Annotated in this window: 15 protein-coding genes and 1 tRNA gene; 6 read left to right on the top strand and 10 right to left on the bottom strand. The window is 61.1% G+C overall.

From position 1 onward, the window contains the following. Window positions 1–12 precede the first annotated feature (12 nt). From PB2503_RS05700 to PB2503_RS05725, 6 genes are all read right to left on the bottom strand, one after another. Window positions 13–1,095 (bottom strand): FliG C-terminal domain-containing protein, encoded by a 1,083-nt coding sequence (locus PB2503_RS05700; protein ID WP_013300282.1) that lies wholly within the window; start codon window positions 1,093–1,095, stop codon window positions 13–15. A gap of 134 nt (window positions 1,096–1,229) precedes the next feature. Beyond that, window positions 1,230–2,888 (bottom strand): pentapeptide repeat-containing protein, encoded by a 1,659-nt coding sequence (locus PB2503_RS05705; RefSeq protein WP_013300283.1) that lies wholly within the window; start codon window positions 2,886–2,888, stop codon window positions 1,230–1,232. Between the two features lie 63 nt (window positions 2,889–2,951). Beyond that, window positions 2,952–3,620, bottom strand: a complete 669-nt coding sequence (locus tag PB2503_RS05710; RefSeq protein ID WP_013300284.1) for an alpha-ketoglutarate-dependent dioxygenase AlkB — start codon at window positions 3,618–3,620, stop codon at window positions 2,952–2,954. Between the two features lie 3 nt (window positions 3,621–3,623). Further along, window positions 3,624–5,276, bottom strand: coding sequence for an acetolactate synthase large subunit (locus tag PB2503_RS05715; protein WP_013300285.1), 1,653 nt, complete (start codon window positions 5,274–5,276; stop codon window positions 3,624–3,626). Between the two features lie 81 nt (window positions 5,277–5,357). Further along, a complete protein-coding gene (locus PB2503_RS05720) occupies window positions 5,358–6,176 on the bottom strand; it encodes an inositol monophosphatase family protein (RefSeq protein WP_013300286.1) in 819 nt (272 codons plus the stop codon). 44 nt (window positions 6,177–6,220) lie between these two features. Further along, complete coding sequence (locus tag PB2503_RS05725) at window positions 6,221–6,484, bottom strand: hypothetical protein (protein ID WP_013300287.1); 264 nt, start codon at window positions 6,482–6,484, stop codon at window positions 6,221–6,223. A gap of 164 nt (window positions 6,485–6,648) precedes the next feature. Here PB2503_RS05725 and PB2503_RS05730 point away from each other — a divergent pair, with 164 nt between their 5' ends. Continuing rightward, complete coding sequence (locus PB2503_RS05730; RefSeq protein WP_158305826.1) at window positions 6,649–8,367, top strand: class I adenylate-forming enzyme family protein; 1,719 nt, start codon at window positions 6,649–6,651, stop codon at window positions 8,365–8,367. 32 nt (window positions 8,368–8,399) lie between these two features. On the opposite strand, the gene murJ is transcribed toward PB2503_RS05730, so the two are convergent. Beyond that, window positions 8,400–9,998, bottom strand: a complete 1,599-nt coding sequence (murJ, locus tag PB2503_RS05735) for a murein biosynthesis integral membrane protein MurJ (protein WP_013300289.1) — start codon at window positions 9,996–9,998, stop codon at window positions 8,400–8,402. A 125-nt stretch (window positions 9,999–10,123) separates the two neighbouring features. On the opposite strand from murJ, the gene PB2503_RS05740 reads away from it, so the two are divergent. Next, window positions 10,124–11,386 (top strand): O-antigen ligase family protein, encoded by a 1,263-nt coding sequence (locus PB2503_RS05740; protein ID WP_013300290.1) that lies wholly within the window; start codon window positions 10,124–10,126, stop codon window positions 11,384–11,386. 40 nt (window positions 11,387–11,426) lie between these two features. Here PB2503_RS05740 and ahpD read toward each other — a convergent pair whose 3' ends face one another. Then, the gene (gene ahpD / locus PB2503_RS05745; protein WP_013300291.1) at window positions 11,427–11,957 is read right to left on the bottom strand and encodes an alkylhydroperoxidase, AhpD family; all 531 of its coding nucleotides are present in this window, start codon (window positions 11,955–11,957) and stop codon (window positions 11,427–11,429) included. 174 nt (window positions 11,958–12,131) lie between these two features. Beyond that, a complete protein-coding gene (locus tag PB2503_RS05750; RefSeq protein ID WP_013300292.1) occupies window positions 12,132–12,677 on the bottom strand; it encodes a peroxiredoxin in 546 nt (181 codons plus the stop codon). 130 nt (window positions 12,678–12,807) lie between these two features. Between PB2503_RS05750 and PB2503_RS05755 the strand changes: the two genes are divergently transcribed. After that, the gene (locus tag PB2503_RS05755; protein WP_013300293.1) at window positions 12,808–13,716 is read left to right on the top strand and encodes a hydrogen peroxide-inducible genes activator; all 909 of its coding nucleotides are present in this window, start codon (window positions 12,808–12,810) and stop codon (window positions 13,714–13,716) included. Here the strand turns inward: PB2503_RS05755 and PB2503_RS13880 are convergent. Further along, window positions 13,713–14,900 (bottom strand): AI-2E family transporter, encoded by a 1,188-nt coding sequence (locus PB2503_RS13880; protein ID WP_013300294.1) that lies wholly within the window; start codon window positions 14,898–14,900, stop codon window positions 13,713–13,715. The genes PB2503_RS05755 and PB2503_RS13880 overlap by 4 nt on opposite strands. Window positions 14,901–15,170: 270 nt before the next feature. Here PB2503_RS13880 and PB2503_RS05770 point away from each other — a divergent pair. From PB2503_RS05770 to PB2503_RS05780, 3 genes are all read left to right on the top strand, one after another. Beyond that, window positions 15,171–15,257 (top strand) — tRNA-Leu (locus PB2503_RS05770). Window positions 15,258–15,707: 450 nt separating this feature from the next. Next, window positions 15,708–16,805 carry an aminotransferase class I/II-fold pyridoxal phosphate-dependent enzyme gene (locus PB2503_RS05775; RefSeq protein WP_049782035.1) on the top strand — a complete coding sequence of 366 codons (1,098 nt, stop codon included), beginning with the start codon at window positions 15,708–15,710 and terminating at the stop codon, window positions 16,803–16,805. 125 nt (window positions 16,806–16,930) lie between these two features. Beyond that, complete coding sequence (locus PB2503_RS05780) at window positions 16,931–17,860, top strand: SMP-30/gluconolactonase/LRE family protein (RefSeq protein ID WP_041534912.1); 930 nt, start codon at window positions 16,931–16,933, stop codon at window positions 17,858–17,860. The last annotated feature ends 67 nt before the right edge of the window (window positions 17,861–17,927 follow it).

Here is a 17,927-nt window from a genome sequence, read left to right on the forward strand (position 1 = left end):
CTTTCTTTGGCCTCAGCTTTCTTTGGCCTCAGCTGGAGAAATGAGGGTGATGGTCCCGAGGGTGACCCGATCGAGGATCCCGCACACGACCTTGGTCTGCGCCGCCTCCCCGTCCTCGGGATTGATCGAAGGAAGCGCTGTCACTTTTTCTCGGATCTGGTCGGCCAGACGCTGCGAGATGTTCGATAACAACCACTCGGCCGCACCGCTGCCTTGATCCTGGGCAAAGCGGAGAGCCGTGAGGACGGTCTTTTCGTCGAATTCGCGGAAGACCACCGGCACGGCGCTGCGGGGCAGGCGGTCCGGGAGCGCATCGAAGGAGAGCAATTGTTCCTTCATCAGATCGACGCTGGGGGCTGGAAGCTCGGCCTCAAGCGCTTTGATGATTTCCTCCCGTCGATTCCCCGCCAAGCGGTTGAGGATCTCCGTCACAGGCAGGATCGCCTCGGCGTCCGGCCCCCCGGCGAGCCCCGCCTTTTCGAGCTCTTCTCTCAGATAGTCCTCCACGGCCTGTTCGGCGGCGGCGGCGGAGATCGTCGTTTTGGCGAGATGCAGCATCGTCTCATTGGCCCGCTTCTCTTCAAGACGGCGCAGGACTTCGCTGCCGAACTCGGGCTGCACATGCTGTAGGATGACACTGACGATGGCGGGGGAAGCCTCGGCCAGCATCCCGGCGAGGCGATCAGGTTTCTCGTCCGCCAACTCGTCCCAAATGGTCGGATCGCTGTCCCCAAAGGGGTCGAAGGCGAGCTGCATCGTCGGGAAGTCGTCCATCGGGTCGCCATCCTCGAACAGGATGGAGGCGAGCCTGTCCGCCACCCTTGTTCCGCCGCGAAGCGGACCTTCGCCCCGGACTTCGGCGGTAAACTCGCGTAAGACGGCTTCCTGCTCGGACGGGCCGACCCGCCGCAATGTCTCCGCCACCTCGATCAACCGCTCCCGATGGATATCGGGGAACCGGCCTTTGAGCTTTTCGAGGCTTTTTTCCGTCACCAACGCCAGAACGATGGCCGCCTTTTCAGCCGGCCTGAGAGATGGCGGGTGGCGATCCGGCATTGAGGTCGTGTCTGACGAGGAAGGGGCGGGGTCGGCCACGCGATTGCTCCTTGGGCGTAGTGTCGACGAACTTAGCGTGATCCGGTCGCCGGGCAAAGAACTTGTACCGAAAGGGCGAGCGACCGGAACGGTGGGGCGCGGGGGCGCCAGCCTTCTCGTTTCCCGAGCAACCGTTAATTTCGCGTATGCGGATGCCGCCGAAGGAAGGAGGCCTGTACGACCGCCAGGAACAAGCCGAGGACAGCGTAGCCGGCGAGGGCATTGGCGGATACGAGCAGGGTGCCAAGAGTGGTCTTGGGTTCAACCAGATCGACGATACCAAGGGTCGCAAAGCCGATTGTTGCGACATACCACGGATAAATCTGCAACCCGCTCGCGTCAGCGCTCCCGATCGTTATGGGCGCGCAGCGCCCGCCATTGGGGACGATGTCCGAGGATTGGACGTAGCAAAGGTCGTCCGGCGCCCTCCAGGCATAAAGAACGCCAATAACCCCGATGACCACCATGGCAAGGACCAGCACACGATCCCAGTCTCGCCCGTAATCGAGCAGACGCCAGATTCGAAAGCCGACGGTCCGCCCGCGGCGAGAGGAGGCGAGGGCGAGGAAAAGAGCGGTCAGGAAGATGGGGATCAGAGACCCCCAGGAAAAGACGGCGCGGGGAGAAAAATCCGCCAAAAATATGGCCAGCAAAGCGCCCCACAGGGCCCCCCAGGCAATTCCGTTGAGGCTGAGATAATTGCCTACCGGGCGCCATTCCTTTTTGACGAAGCGTGAAATGCGTCGGGGCAGGGGAACGCGCCCCTGCCGCGTTGGGGCCGCCCCCTCATGGTCTTCATTTCGTCGCTTCCGCAGAAAGGCCTCCCGCCGCTCATCCCGGTCGTCGAATTCCCGATCGTCGAAATAGACCTGATTGATGATATCTTCGCGGCAATCGGGGTCACCTTCGATCTTTTCGACGTTCTCGACGTCGCGAAAATGGCCGTGGAGTTCCCGGCGCACATAGATCGTCTTGAAGAAGCTTGAGCCCCCCAGATCGCTCCCTGTAAAATCCGTGCGCCGCATAAAAGCGTCGTTAAAGGAGGCATTGAGCCGACATCTCGTGAATGCCGTTCGATCGAGATTGCAGAAGTCGAATTGCGGTCGACGTTCCGGCTCGTCCTGGGGGGGCAGGATCTTGGACTCGTCCCAAACCGTGTCTTCCATATTCGCGTTAAAGAAAGTGACAGCGCGGATTTCAGTTCCTTGGATCTTCATGTCCACCATATCGGCGCCGATGAAATCGCACTTTTCGAGCACACAGCTTGTAAAAGCGGCCCCGGCAAACCATCCGTTGTCAAACCAACAATTTTCAGCCGTCACCTCAAGCCAGCGCGTATTGCGGAAATTGCACCGCATCCGCCATACAAATCCGCTGAAGTTCGTTCTTCTGAAGGCGAGGCCGGCAAAGTTCGCGCCATCGAGATCGATATTGGTGAAGTCATAGGCGCCGACAATGGGACGTTTGCCGAAGAACGAGCCTTTATCTGTCCCCCGTGGAAAGGGAAACTTTGTGAAGTCGACATTTGATAAATTGATGACCTCGAAGTCGGTTTCTTTTCGAAACGCGTCCCATCTTTCGACGGCGTCGGGTTTATCTGCCGCGTCAAAGAGCGCGATCGCGCGGGCCTTGAGATCGAGATCTGATGGCGGGGGCCCTGGCTCCGGTTCGGCGGAGCTATAGAGGTGCCGAGCCTCCAAAGGATCTCCGGCAAGCGCGATCTCATTGATCCGCTGGCGCGTCTGTTCGGAAAGCTGAAGGCCCGCAGCCTTGCGCCTTTTCCAGATCCCCATCCGTTGTCCCTCACCCCAAGACGTTTACCGGTTCTTAAGGTTTAAGGCAGGGGAGGCACCACCTCAAGAAGAAAGCTTTTCTGACGTGCCCTCGCTTGTTGAGGGGGTGACGCGACGCAAGGTGAGGCTCAAGCGATGAGGGTCTTCTGCGAAGAGAGGGGATGGCAGGAGAATGCGATCGATCCCGTGATAGAAATGGCGGGAGGGGCCCGCCAGGATCAAGACGTCTCCATGGCCCAGGACAATACTCCGGGTCGATCCCTTTCGTGTCGCGCCGCCCAGCCGGAACCGGCCCGGTGCACCGAAGGAGACGGAAAGAATGGGGACGTCTTTGGCGGCTTCGTCCGCATCGCGGTGGAGGCCCATTTTCGCGGTCGGACCGTAAAGATTGACGAGCCCGGCCTCCGGCGACGGCGCCTCCGGCAGAAGATCATTCCAGATCCTGATAAGGGCGGGCGGCATTTCCGGCCAAGCCGCGCCGTCCACGGGATGTCGCGGCTCATAGCGATAGCCGCGCCGATCGGTGACCCACCCCAAGGGGCCAAGGTTCATCTGTCTGGCCGACATGGTCTGCCCTCCAGGGGTCACCGGTACAATCCAACGATCCTGACACAGATGGATAAGGTGTTGCTGAAGATCCGAGGCTGCTTTTGCGGGCAAATAGCCGGGCAAATGACACGCGCCCTCGCCAAGGTCGACGACCTCCCTCACCGGTTGGGGGGCACTGGGCATGATCTAGAGCTGGACTTCGATTTCGCCGAGGCGCTCGGTCAATTTTCGATTCTCCCGATAGTCGATCGGAAGCGCTACAAAGGACGGCCCCTGATGATTGAGAGCGGCCATTAGCGCAGCCTTCAGGTCCTCGGGGCGTTCGACCCATTGGCCGTGCCAGTCGAACGCTTCGGCGAGTTTCATCCAGTCGGGGTTGCCGAAGCTAAGGTCTGTGTGCTTGTGAAACTCATTTTCCTGTTTCCAAGCGATCAGTCCGTACCCGTCATCCACCCAGACCATCAGATTGATGTCCGCATTCAGGCGTCGCGCGGTTTCGAGTTCCTGGACATTCATCATGAAATCCCCGTCGCCGACGACGCCGAAGATCTTCCGCTCAGGGGGCAGGCTTAACCGCGCGCCCACCGCCCCGGGCAGGGGTTGGCCCATGGAACAAAAGCCATTGGGGATGAGGCAAGTATTGGGCTCATCGCATTGATAATACCGCGCCGTCCACATTTTATGGGCCCCGACCCCGGACAGCACAACATCCTCCGGCCCCATCACTTCTCGTAAGTCCCAAAGGGCCTTTTGCGGCCTTATCGGCCCTTCGCCTACATCGTCTTTATGGGCCTCGAAGTCGGCAATCATGCGCTGTCTGACATTTGCCTGATAGCCAAGATCGTAGGTCGGTAGCCCGCGGGTTTTTATTCTTTCGTTGAGGGCCCAGAGAGTATGGGCAATGTCGCCGACGCATTCGAGACACGGGGCATAGAAACGGTCGACTTCCGCCGGGATGAAATCGATATGGACGACTTTTTTATCCGCCCACGGATTCCATAGTTTAGGGTGATACTCAACCATGTCATAGCCGATGACGAGGACCAAGTCTGCCCCGTCGATTGCATCCGCAACGAAGTCTCGGCTCCCTAAGCCGAGGGTGAAGAGGGAATAGGGGGCATGGCGGTCCACGGCCCCTTTCGCCATAAAGGTGGAAAGGCAGCCAATGCCGGTCGCTTCGCAAAATTGCCGTAACTGTTTGGAGGCTCGCCGTCTGATGGCCCCATTACCGGCCAGAATGACCGGCCGCTTCGCTTTGATGAGCTCATCATACAGATAATCTGCGGTCTTGTCGTCGATCGAGGGGCGACGAACGCGGATGACGTTGAGGGGGGCGGTGGTCGCGTCCCGCTTGGCGACATCCTCGGGTAATTCGATCAGGACGGCGCCGGGTTTTTCTTCTTTGGCGAGACGAAAGGCCTTGCGAACGATTTCTGGAATGGTGTCGGCATCGACAATCTGGTGGGCCCATTTCGTCACCGGATCGAACATCCGCACGACGTCCATCACCTGGTGGCTTTCCTTATGTTGCCGCCCGGTCGCGCCTTGTCCCGTCAGAACGATCATCGGGGCACGATCCATATTGCTGTCGGCCACACCGGTGATGAGGTTGGTAGCCCCTGGCCCGAGGGTCGAGAGGCAGCCTGCCGGTTCGCCGGTCAATCGACCATAGGCTTCGGCCATAAAGGCCGCGCCCTGCTCATGCCGGGTCATCACAAAGGTGATCGACGACCCCTCCAGGGAAATCATAAAATCGGCATTTTCCTCCCCCGGAACGCCGAAAATATATTTCAGTCCCTCATTCTCGAGGCATTTGACCAAAAGGTCCGAGGCTTTCATGGCGCAACCCGCTTAACTAGTGACCTCTACCATGTTGGCGGATTTCGGCCCTTGCCAAGGGCGGCCGTGCCGGGAAGGGCATCATGCTTGGCGCTCGCCGAGCAGGGTCTTTCGCAGGTCGCGGTGCAAATGGTGGTTACTTGCAAGGATCGACCCCGACAGGTGCGCCCGCTCGCCCTTATCCTCGATGGTCGAGACCTCTCCCCCGGCTTCGCGGCAGATGACGATGCCGGCGGCAACGTCCCACGGGGCAAGGCCGCGCTCCCAATAGCCATCGAGCTTGCCGGCGGCCGTCATGCATAAATCGTAAGAGGCGGCGCCGAACCGCCTGATCCCGGCGGTTTCGCTCAGCACGCGATCGGTCTCGATGAGCGCTTGCTCCCGCCCTGGTTTGCCCTTGAAGGGGAGGCCAGTTCCAACCAAGGCTTCGGTCAGGTCATCCCTGCCCGACACCCGCAAACGACGATCGTTCAGATAAGCGCCAAAGCCCCGTTCCGCATAATAGAGCTCATCGAGAATGGGGCAGAACACGACCCCGGCAAAGGGCTCTCGATCCCGCTCCAGGGCAATAGAAATGGCGAATTGCGGGAGGCCATGGAGGAAATTCGTGGTCCCATCGAGGGGATCGATAATGAAGCGGTTGGAATTATCTTCCCCCTCGCGATCCTCCCCTTCTTCGCGCACGATGCCGTATTTCGGTCGGGCCTTCTCCAGCGCGTCGACGATGATTTCCTCAGCGGCGATATCGGCCTTGGTGACGAAGTCCGAGGCCCCCTTCCGGCGTACTTGCAGGGCCTCGACCTCGTAATAGTCGCGCCTCAGGCTCCGGGCTGCCGCGCGGGCAGCACCGATCATAATGGTCAGAAGAGGAGAAATATTCGGCATAGCGGTCAAATTCATCAAAGGATCAAGCGCCGGGCGTTACCTCTCCCGTCGCCCATTGGCTAGGTCTGTTTCGGATCCGTTCGCTCTTCGACAGGGTCGCTGACCTCATCGGGCATGATTTGTTCGGCGTCCTTGAGTCTTTCATCGAATTCTGGGTGATGCTCGCGGCGTCGCCTGACGAAGCGCGCCACCCGATCGCTTGCAATCACGAGAAGAGCAAGCCCGGGGAGAATAAGGGCAAACCCCATCGGGAGAGGGGACACGAACAAGACGAGCCCCCCTCCGGTGATCAGCAGGCCAAGGGCGATCAATAACCAATCCATCGACGGGACATTGCCCTATTCTTCTTTGTGACAAGATGGTGCCTGCGGTGTGACAAGAGGACACCCGCTGCGCCCGGCCCCGCCTGGTCGGTTATCTGCGCGGCAGGAGGATATTGGCGAACCCGAAGGGACCGTCCATGATCACGCAAAAAGGGAAGTCGTCCATGGCGTATCCTCAGCCCCTCAGCCAAGATGAGATCGACAGCATGTCGGCGACACTGTTTGCCGAAGGCGGGATATTCGCCGTGCGGCCAATGACGGTGGGCGGCGTGGCCTATGAGCGTGTTTTCGAAAAATCGGCCGCCTCGATCCGTGATTTGCTGGCGGCGAAATCAGCCGAATTTTCGGACCGTCCCTTTTTGGTTTATGGCGATGAGCGGACCAGCTTTGGCGAGGTGTGGGCCCGCAGCATGCGGTTCGCCCACCATCTGCAAACGCGCTATGGGATCGGGCCCGGCCAACGCGTGGCCATCGCCATGCGTAACTATCCCGAATGGGCGATGGCCTATTTCGGCATCGTCGCCAGCGGGGCGACGGTGGTGCCCCTCAATGCCTGGTGGGGCGGCGATGAAATGCGCGATGGCCTTATTCGCTGCGGGGCGCGGCTTGTGGTGGCCGACGAGAAGCGGGCGGCGGCCCTGGCCCCCGCAAAGGCGGCCCTTGATCTCACCCTTATCGGGGTGAGGGGGGAGGTGCCCCAGGCGGAGGAGCGCCTCGAGGACATTCTCAACGACCACACCCTCCCGGGCAGCCCGCCGCCGGTCGCCATCGCCCCCGATGACGATTTTTGCCTGCTCTTTACATCGGGGTCGACGGGCCAGCCCAAGGGCGTTCTCCTCACCCATCGTAGTGCGGCGAACGCGGTCTTGAGCTGGCACTTCATGGCCAATTTGGCGCAACGCCTGAGGCCCGATTTCACGTTCATGCCGGAGGAGCCCGCATCGCTGCTGGCCCTGCCCCTTTTCCACGTCACCGCCTCCCATTCGATCCTGATGTTATCCTTCCTCACGGGGCGGAAAATTGTCTTCATGCACAAATGGGACGCGCGGGAGGCGGGGCGTCTCATTCGAGAGGAGCGCGTGACGAATTTCCTCGGTGTCCCGACAATGGCGCATGATTTGACGCGCAATGCGGCGCCCGGCGATCTTGAGACGCTGATCGATATGACGACAGGCGGCGCAAAGCGACCCGAGATCCAGATGAAAGAACAAGCGGCCCGCTTTCCCGAAAAGGCGATCGCGTCCGGCTATGGTTTGACCGAAACGAATGGGCTTGGCTGCCATATCACGATGCAGGACTTCCTCGATCGTCCGTCCTCGACCGGGCGAGCGATCCCGCCGGTAACGACGCTTGAGGCCTTTGACGAGGACGGGCGTCAGCTTCGCCGCGGCGAGGTGGGGGAAATCTGTGTGAAAAGTCCCGCGACCTTTCGGGCCTATCTCGATGACGAACAGGCAACGACCGCCGCCTATTTCGAGGGCGGATGGTTTCGGACCGGCGACCTTGGTTATGTCGATGAGGCGGGCTACCTCTTCATCGTCGATCGTAAAAAGGATCTGATCATCAGGGGGGGAGAGAACATCGCTTGCCTTGAGGTCGAGAACGCGCTGCTTAGCTTTCCCGATGTGTTCGAGGCGAGCGTCTTTGCGGTTCCCGATGCCACCTATGGAGAAACCGTCGGTGCACTGATTTACGGCGTGGATGGTGAGCTTGTGAGTTTGCGCCAGCTTGAGGCGTTCATGCGAGCCAAACTCGCGCCCTTCAAGGTCCCAAGCCATTATTGGCAATCCGCCGAGCCGCTGCCGCGGGGGACCACCGGCAAGATTGATAAGCGCGCTATTCGAGACTGGGCGCGGGGGCGGGAAGCGGATCTGTCTGTCTAAGGTTTCTCCGCTTTCCTCAAGGGGCCGCTCGTTTATTTCGTACCGGACCGTCGGGAGCCGATCCAGTCGGCGGGCTTCACCGCCCCGATCACGATCGCTATCCCGCCATAGGCGAGCATGGCCGTTGCCACCAGCAGCGCCAGATAGAGCCATAATTGCCCAAAGAGGAGAGCGACGAGATCGGCGCGTACCGCCTCGGCGGCGAGCAGGGTCGCCGCCAGCGCGCCAACCGCCACAAGGATTTTGATGAGTGTGGAGACAAAATGCTTATTCGGCTTGAGATAGCCGCGATGCCGAAGGCGGCTCGCCAAAAGGCTCACCTCGGTCCAGGAGGCGCAGATCGTCCCCAAGGGCACGGATAAAAAGCCAATCACAGGGAACAGGGAAATCGACAGCGCCGCATTGATGGCAATTGCCACCAGCGCAAATGTCATGGGCGTCCGCGTGTCTTCCCGGGCGAAGAAAGCGGCGGCGAAAATCTTCTGAAGGACAAAGGCGGGAAGGCCCCAGCCGAAGATCATCAGGGCGACACCCGTCCGGTCGACATCTGTATCGCCAAAGGCCGATCCGCCGGCCCCGATCGCCCGCGTAGCGAGGCCCGCAAGGTCTTGAAAAAGAGCGGCACAGATCAAGTCCGGAATGACGATCAGGGCCGCGGCGGCGGGGAGAGAGAGGAAGAGCGCAATCTCCATCCCCCTATTCAAGGACCGCATGGCCCCTTTCTGGTCGTCCGCTTTGACGGCTCGACTGATCGTCGGCATCAGGACGATCCCCAAGGCAATGCCAATCATCGATAGCGGTAATTGATAGAGTTGATCGGCAAAGGCGAGCCAGGAGTTCGCCCCATCTTGGCGAGAGGCGACATTGGTCCCCACAATGCCGTTGATTTGCAGGGCCCCCGCCCCAATAAAGCCTGGCGCCCCAAGGACCACCAGGCGGCGAACATGCTTGTTAAACCGCGGCAACCGCAAGCGCAAAAGTAAGGATGACCGTTGGGCGGCAAAGATGAGGGCGGCTAATTGCAATAGGCCGCCAACCAGAACGGCCCAGGCGGCGGCTTGCCCCGTGACCGCCACGGGTTGATCCGCGTAAAGAAGGATGCCGCCGATCAGGGCAAGGTTGAGGAGGAGAGGGGCCGCCGCGGCCGCGGCAAATCGCTGTAAGGCGTTGAGCATTCCGGCATAGATGCCGACGAGCGACATACACGCCAGGTAAGGGAACATGATCCGGGTATAAAGAACCGTGAGGTTCAGTCGTTCTGGGTCGTCGAGGAAGCCAGTGGCGATCACGCCCACGAAGATTGGGGTAAAGATCATCACCGCCGCCGTCAGGCCGGTGAGGATGATGATCTGCCACGCCAGGATGTCCTCCGCGAAACGCCGAGCTGCCTCGTGCCCTTCTTTCACTTCCTTGCCTTGGAACAGGGGCACGAAGGCGGCGTGGAACGCCCCCTCGGCCAGCAGACGGCGAAACATATTGGGCAAGCGGAACGCAACCCAGAAGGCATCAGCCACGGGATTCCCCGCGCCGATCACCGCCGCTAACAGCATTTGTCGCGCAAAGCCGAGGACCCGGCTGGCCATTGTGAGCCCCGAGACCGTTGCCAGTGATTTCAGAATGCTACGCGCCACAGGCCCTCTCATTGGACGGATAACGGTCGCTCTAGCCTGTTTGCGGCGAAAGAGGAGTCGTCTTCAGCGCCGGACGCCGCTTGATGTTCACCAAGACGAAGGGCGGTTTGGGTAGGACAGCGGGTATGCTCCCCATCCGCGCTTCTTTATCGGCTCTTTTCTTTCTCGTCTTGATCGGGGCGAGCCTGCTGGTGGGGGCTGACGCCGCTGTGCCAAAGCTCGCTTTATCATCGGGGCTCCTGCTGATTGGCGGGGTCATTGTGGGGCGGGGGCCGTTTCAGATGTCACCGCGCCTTTTGGCGTTCGGGGGGGCTGGCGGCCTCGCCATCGTCCTCAGCCAGGGGGGTGGGGGGCATTTGGTCGGCGCCTTGCCGGATCTTTTCGCGCTCTGCGCCGCGGCGGCCCTCGTCTTGGGATTTGCCAGTCTTGGGGCCGAGACGCGTCGGCTCAGAAACCAGGCTCTTAATGGGATCGGGTGGTCGCTCCTCCTCGTGATCCTGATTGGAGTCTTTGGGTATTTGATCGATCCGGGGCGCGTCTTAGGTGCGGAGAAGAGCTTTCATCTGTCCCGCCTGACCGGCACCTATTTGTCCGCTAACAGTGCGGCCACTCTTTATGGGATGGCGGCCTGTCTCGCGGTCGCGGGGCTTGGCCGCGCGCTATCCAGCGACCAGCCCTGGCCCGAACGGATGGCGCGCGCCGGGCCTCTCCCCTATCTGCTGCTGCTTGCGGCGGTGTCAGCCTTGATGATGACCGGCTCGCGGGCAGGCATTGTGGCGAGCACGGTTGGGGTCGTGGCGACGCTGGTGGGATTGCGCCGTCGGTTTCCCTGGCGTGCCACTTCGGGCGTGATGCTGGGCGCGCTTCTCTTTGGCTCTCTCATCGCCGCCCTGTTGGGCGGTGACAGCGCCCCGGACCGGGTCGTCGGCCTTGGTGCCACCGATTCCGGCCGCGGCCTCCTGTGGTCGGCCTGCCTTCAGGCCATCAGGGAGGCCCCGCTTTTCGGCCATGGCATGGGCGCCTTCCAAACCGCATTGTCGCCACATATCACCCTGGAAACAGCTCCCTTGTTGAGCCAACAGGGCGCGGCCCACCAATGGCTTCTTCAATGGCTCGTTCAAGCGGGTATCGTGGGGACCTTGGGCGGCGTTGCCGTTCTCCTCACCGGGATCGTGGCGGGCCTTGCGGGTCTGCGGGATCAACCGGCCCCCACGGCGAGTGCCGCTGCGCTCGGGGCCAGTACTGTGCTGCTCCTGCATGGGCTTGTGGATTACGGCGCGGAGATCCCGGCCAATCTCTGGTGGTGGGCCGCGATTCTCGGCCTTGGGGCCGGGGCGGCTCGCAGGCCGGCGACCCCAAAAGCGCCGCTGGGAGACAGCGGCGCCTGAGGAGGGGGCTCCGGATAGCGGGGCGGCGGCACAGGCGATGTCAGCTTAAGGCCGCTTCACCGTCGAGGGTTGCAGCGGCGGCATGCACGACGGACGCAATCCGCACGGCGGTTTGCACTTGTTCGGTCGTGATCCCGCTTTTGCGGACAACGGCATCGTGGCTGTCGATGCACATGCCGCACCCATTGATGGCGGAGACGGCAAGGCACCAGAGCTCGAAATCGATCTTGTCGACACCGGGTTTGCCGATGACCGTCATCCGCAGATTGGCGGGCATGGTGCTGTAGGTCTTTTCGGAAACGAGGTGCACGAAGCGATAATAGACATTGTTCATGCCCATGATCGTCGCCGCCGCCTTCGCGGCGGTCATCGCTTCTTCACTCAATTTCCCTTCCGCTTCGGCGACAATCGCTTTGATCGTGCCTTCGTGACGGGAGGCGAGGGCCGAGGCGACGAAGGTTCCCCATTTTTGCTGGTCGTTTAACGGCCCATCAGCGGCGAGAGAGCCGAGATTGAGACGAATGTCCTTGGCGTAATCGGGTAACTGGTCGCGAAGAGCTTCAATCGACATGACAAACTCCTATCGTAAAGCCGCCAAAAGGGGGCGATGGGGTCGGATAATGATGGAGGGGAGGAAGGAGAAGCGCCGCCGACCTCTAAGGGCAGGGGAGTGAGGCCAGCGGTGCTTCTCCGATGACAGGGGCCAAGTCGGGTAGGGAGGTTGGCGCCCCGCACTACAGATTTTTTAGAGCGTGTCGCCGCCGAGTGGGCGGTTGCAGGGACAGAGCTCGTCGGTCTGTAGAGCATCCAGAACACGCAATGTGTCCTGAGGGTTCCGCCCGACACTTAGATTGTTCACATAAACGTGCTGGATAACGTTATGTGGGTCGACGATGAATGTCGCACGCAGGGCGACGCCCTCGTCGGACCGAATGCCAAGACCGTCGACAAGATGGCCCAGCGTATCGGCGAATTGCCAGGCGGGGTGCTTGTCGAGATCAGGGTGATCACGGCGCCATGCGAGTTTGCAGAATTCGTTATCGGTGGAGCCGCCGAGCACCACGGCGTCGCGATCTTCGAATTCTTTCGCCAGACGACCGAATTCGGCGATCTCGGTCGGGCACACGAAGGTAAAGTCTTTCGGATAGAAATAGATGACTTTCCATTTCCCCGAGAAGCTATCTTGCGTGAGGTCTTCGAAGGCGCTCTCGCCGCCTTCTTCGATATTGTTGAAGCCTGGCTTGACGCCGACGACTTTGAACTCAGGAAGCTTATCGCCAATTCCGAGCATAAAAAATCTCCGTAGCAGCTTTTTCGTGCAGGGCGATGACTGCCATCGCCTGCACCATTAAATATGGGCTCTGGAATTTGCTAGCAAATTGATTATGCGGTGAACATCAATCGAGTGGATCGATAAGGCTATGTTACCAACGCTGAGGCAACTGCAATTCTTTCAGAGCCTGGTGCGCAACCGGTCTTTCGGTCGTGCAGCGGTGGATTGCGCCGTGTCCCAATCCACGCTTTCCGCCGGGATCAAGGAGCTTGAGACGATCCTCGGTGCTCAATTGGTCGACCGGTCGTCACGGCAATTCCAGCTCACCCCCCTGGGGGAGACCGTTGCCGATCGCGGGGAGGAGATCCTGAATCTCGCCCAAGACCTGATGCGGGTCGCCGAGGCACGACCGCTCTTGTCGGGGGATTTGCGGCTCGGCTTGATCCCGACGATCGGTCCCTATCTGCTGACCGATATGCTGCCGCCCTTAAAGCGGGACTATCCGGCACTGCGGCTCTTTCTGCGTGAGGATCTGACGGAAGGTCTGCTCTCCTCGCTGAAGGCGGGGGACATCGATATTGCGGTCCTCGCCATGCCCGTGGAGGTGGAGGGGTTCGATACGCTGATCTTTGCCGAAGACCCCTTTTTGTTCGCCTGTGCCCAGGATCACCCGCTTGCCGGGCGAAAGACCCTCAGTCCGCAAGAGTTGAGTGATCAGCGGCTTCTCCTGCTTGAGGACGGGCATTGTCTAAGGGACCATGCCCTCGATGCCTGCGAACTGCGCTCGCGGGACACCGTCGATACCTTTGGGGCAACGAGCCTGTTCACGCTGACCCAGATGGTTGCAGGCGGTCTTGGCACGACGCTTCTGCCGAAGATTGCCGTCGATCACGGCCTCGCCGCCTTCAGTGGCCTTGCCGCCGTTCCGATTGTCGAGGCGGCCGGGACGGTTCCCTCACGGGATCTCGGCTTAGCCTGGCGCCGGAACTCAGGCCGCGAGGCCGATGCGCGGGCATTGGCCGATATGATGGCCGAGCTCTTGCCCATGCGCGGCTAACGATCGGTGCGGATCGGCGCCACCTCGCCATTGTCGGAGAGGAGGATCGCCAGCGGCCGGGTTGCCTGGAACTGGCTTGAGACGATCAGGGCGACGACCGTCAGGGGGACGGAGAGGAGCATGCCCACAAGCCCCCAGATCGATCCCCAAACCGCGAGGGAGATCAAAATGACCAGGGGCGAGAGGTTGAGATTGCGGCCCATGACCCGCGGCTCGACAAAGCTACTGATCATCTGCTCCGTCCCGGTCAGCATGATAAGGGTCAAGACGGCCTTGCTGAGGGACCCGTCCGGCTGGATCAGCGCCAGAAGCGTCGGTGCCATCACGGCGATCACCGCCCCGATAATCGGAATGAACCCGAAGACGAAGATCAAGAGGGCCCAGAACCCGGCGAAATCAATGCCGATGATACTCATGATCACGAAAGAGATGGTGGCGACGGAGAGATTGATGACCGATTTCGTCGCGATATAGGTGCGCACCAACCGGCTGATATCGCTAATCACGGCATCCAGTTCGTGCCGACGGGAGGGCGCCCCCGCCAGGGCCGTCAATTTGCGCGAAAACCGCCCTCGCTCGACCAGCAAAAAAGCGGTGTACAGAAAAACCGTGACAATCGAGCCTAAAAGATTGCTGGCGGTGCCGGTGGCGGTCCGCACGATGGACTGCGCCGCCCGAAAGGCACTTCGCCGCAGCGTGTCGCCGGTGGTTCCCGGTGTGGGGTCCGAAACGCTCGAGGGGACGATGCCGTTGCGGAACCCATCGATGATCTCTTCAATCATCCCCACGGCATCGCTGGGCAGATAGGGGACCTTTCCGGCCCAGGTCACAAAGTTGGTTAAAATCACTGTGAGCCGCGTTTGATATTCCGGGGCTTTGGAAATCACCGCTTGGACATTCTCACGAATGATCAGGGCCATGATCAAGAGGATGATGGCAATGACGGCGAAGGCGAGGATGAAAGACGCTGTGTCGGGAAGCAGCCGGCCGATCGCCGGCAGCCTCTCGATGAAATTCTTTGTCGAGACGATCAAGAACGACAGGAGGATCGCCATGATAAAGGGCAGGATGACCCCCTTCGCCACCCAAAAGATGAAAAAGATGATGACCCCAACCCCCAGGCCATAAAACGCCGTGGCCATCTCGTTCACGGGCGGCGTGCCGGGGGGGCGATGGTCTGTCATGGCAATTCCTTCTGAAAAGCGGCGAGCCCTCGCTGTCGATAGGCGTCCCCTAGGCGCCTGCCAAGGAGAAGGGGCCAAGGAGAAGGGGACAAGGCGCAGGGAAGAGGCCGGGCGCGCCAGCCGCCGCGTCTACGCTGGGGAGATGGGCTGGGGATATGGGATGACATCGCCCAAGCCGCTTCGCCGTCTCGGTGGGAAGGCCTTTGGGCGGCTCATTCCCAAGCAATCATTTGACAGACCGGTTGCCGAAATCTAAGCGACCTCTCCGCTGCCCAGATGGCGGAATTGGTAGACGCGCCAGCTTCAGGTGCTGGTGCCCGTACGGGCGTGGAGGTTCGAGTCCTCTTCTGGGCACCATTTTCCTTGCGCTACCGCCTTCGGCTGCTTGAGCGCCGGTGCGGTTCGGTCAGTCCTCTCACCTGCACCATTCTTGATCTCACGGCGCAGGGCGCCTCCGAGGGGGCGGCCTCCGGCCGGAACGCGGTCGCGTCCTTAGGCGCTTCGTTCAAGGTTAATCTTCTGGGCACCATTTCCTTGCGCACCCGCCTTCGGCTGCTTGAGCGCCGGTGCGGTTCGGGATCAGTCCCCTCGGCCGCATGATTCCTGGGCTTGCACCCCGAAGCGCCGTCGCTTGAGCCTGCATCCGCCTTGCCGCCCCCGTGAAGACTTTCGCTCCCCTATGCTTTCTGCCAAAGGATCGTCTTTTCGCGATTAGAAAGGCCGGTACTTCCCGTGCGTAAACGCTCCCTCGACGATTTCCATCAAACCCGTCGCCTGCCCCCATACGTCTTCGCGCAAGTCGCTGAGATGGTGAAGGCAGCCCGCGCCGCCGGGCGGGATATCATCGATTTGTCGATGGGAAGCCCGGACATGCAGGCCGCGCCGCAAGTCATCGAGACCCTACGGGAACGCGTCTATGACGAGGACGCCTCACGCTATTCGGACAGCCGGGGAATCCTGCCCCTGCGCCAGGCCTGCGCCGATTATTACGACCAACGGTTCGGCGTGGCCTTGAACCCAGACACCCAGGTCGTGGCGACCCTTGGCTCGAAGAACGCGTTTGCCAACCTTGCCTTTGCGATCACGGCGCCGGGCGATTTGATCTGTTGTCCGAACCCATCCTACCCTATCCACATGTTCGGCTTCGTCATGGCGGGCGGTTCGGTCCGCCACTTGCCCGCCGAGCCGAGCGAGGAAGTCTTCCGGGCGGCAGAGCGCACCATCCGCTTCAGCGTGCCAAAGCCCATCGCCCTCATCCTCAACTATCCGTCCAACCCCACCACCATCACGGCGGAGATTGGCTTTTACGAAGAGGCCGTCCGCTTTGCGAAAAAGCATGACCTCTTCCTCCTCTCCGACCTTGCCTATGCCGAGGTCTATGAGGGGACCCCCCCGCCGTCCCTGTTACAGGTCGAGGGGGCGATGGACATTTCGGTGGAGTTCACCTCAGCGTCGAAGAGTTTCAACATGGCGGGCTGGCGGATGGGCTTTGCCGTGGGAAATGAGGATTTGATCGCGGCATTGACCCGGGTGAAGTCCTATCTCGATTATGGCTCCTTCGGGCCGATCCAGCAGGCATGCACCGTGGCGCTGCAGGATTGGCAATCGATCACCGACGATGTGCGGGCGCATTATCGGTCGCGCCGTCGGGCGCTGCACAAGGCGGCGGAAGAAGCCGGGTGGCATATCCCGCGATCGGAAACGACCATGTTCGCCTGGACTCCCTTGCCCAAGGGGGAGACCGATAGCCTCGCCTTTTGCCGCCGCATGGTCGCCGAGGCGGGCGTCGCGTTGAGCCCGGGGGTTGGCTTTGGCGAAGGGGGCGAGGGGCATGTGCGGATTGCCCTTGTCGCCGATGAAGCGCGGCTGGCCGAAGCGGCCCAACGGGTGGGCCGAGCCCTTTAAGTAAGGCAAGGGGGCCTCCCCTGAGCAGACCGTCTCTCGCTTTTGCCCGGCTGATCTTTGCGGTTCTTCGCAGGGGCTGCTACCGCAGTGAAAAGGCGGTTTGAGCTGCTTTCGGGGAGGTCTCTATGCCGACGCCAATGCCGCCAATCGAGCGTATTCCCCTCCCTTTGCCGGCCCCTGAAGATGTGGTGGTGGCCGAAGGGGGGCAGGTCTATACCGCCCTTCGCGATGATGGCGTTCTGGTCGAGTTGCCCTCGGGGGGAAGCTCAGCCCGGGTTTGTGCCGAAATCGGCGGGCGGGGGCTCGGTGTTGAGCTCTATGGCGATGGGCGCCTCCTCGTCTGTAACGCGACAATGGGGCTTCAAGCCGTCGATCCGGTCACCGGCCGGGTCGAAAGTCTTCTCTCCCAGATCGATGGCCGCCCCATCGGCGTCTGCAACAATGCCAGCGTGGGTCGGGATGGGACGGTCTATTTCTCTGAATCCTCGCGGGTTCACCCTCTCGATCATTACCGCCGAGATTTGATCGAGAATACGCGATCGGGCCAATTGCTGCGGTGGCGTCCCGGCACTGCGCCGGAGCCCTTGCTGTCGGGTATCGCCTTTGCCAATGGCGTGGTGCTCAGTCCGGAGGAAGACTTTGTTCTCCTCGCCGAAACCGGTCTTTGTCAGATTCACCGCTATTGGCTCTCGGGGCCCAGGGCGGGGCAAGCCGACCTCTTTGCGGCGCTGCCGGGCTTTCCAGATAATTTGTCTTTGGGAACGGATGGATTGTTCTGGGCGGCCATCGCGGCGCCCCGGGTGGCGACCGCCGAGGCGATCCATAAACTTCCCCGCCCCTTACGAGCCCTGATCGCCCGCCTGCCAGAATCCCTCGGTCCGCAGGCGGAGAAAACCTGCGAGGTGATGGCCTTCGACGGCGAGGGGCAGGTTGTTCATCACCTGCGCGGGGATGCGTCCCGGTTCCATCAGGTCTCCGGGGTGAGGGAGCACAATGGCGTGCTTTGGCTCGGGAGCATCGAAGAAGAGGCGCTCGGGCGCGTTGTGCTTCGCTAGAGCCTTTTCAAGCAAACCGGTTCCCAGCCAGGTCGCTTGAAATGGCTCGGAAGTCCTCAGTGGCAGG

The sequence above is a fragment of the Parvularcula bermudensis HTCC2503 genome (assembly GCF_000152825.2).
Taxonomy (GTDB): domain Bacteria; phylum Pseudomonadota; class Alphaproteobacteria; order Caulobacterales; family Parvularculaceae; genus Parvularcula; species Parvularcula bermudensis.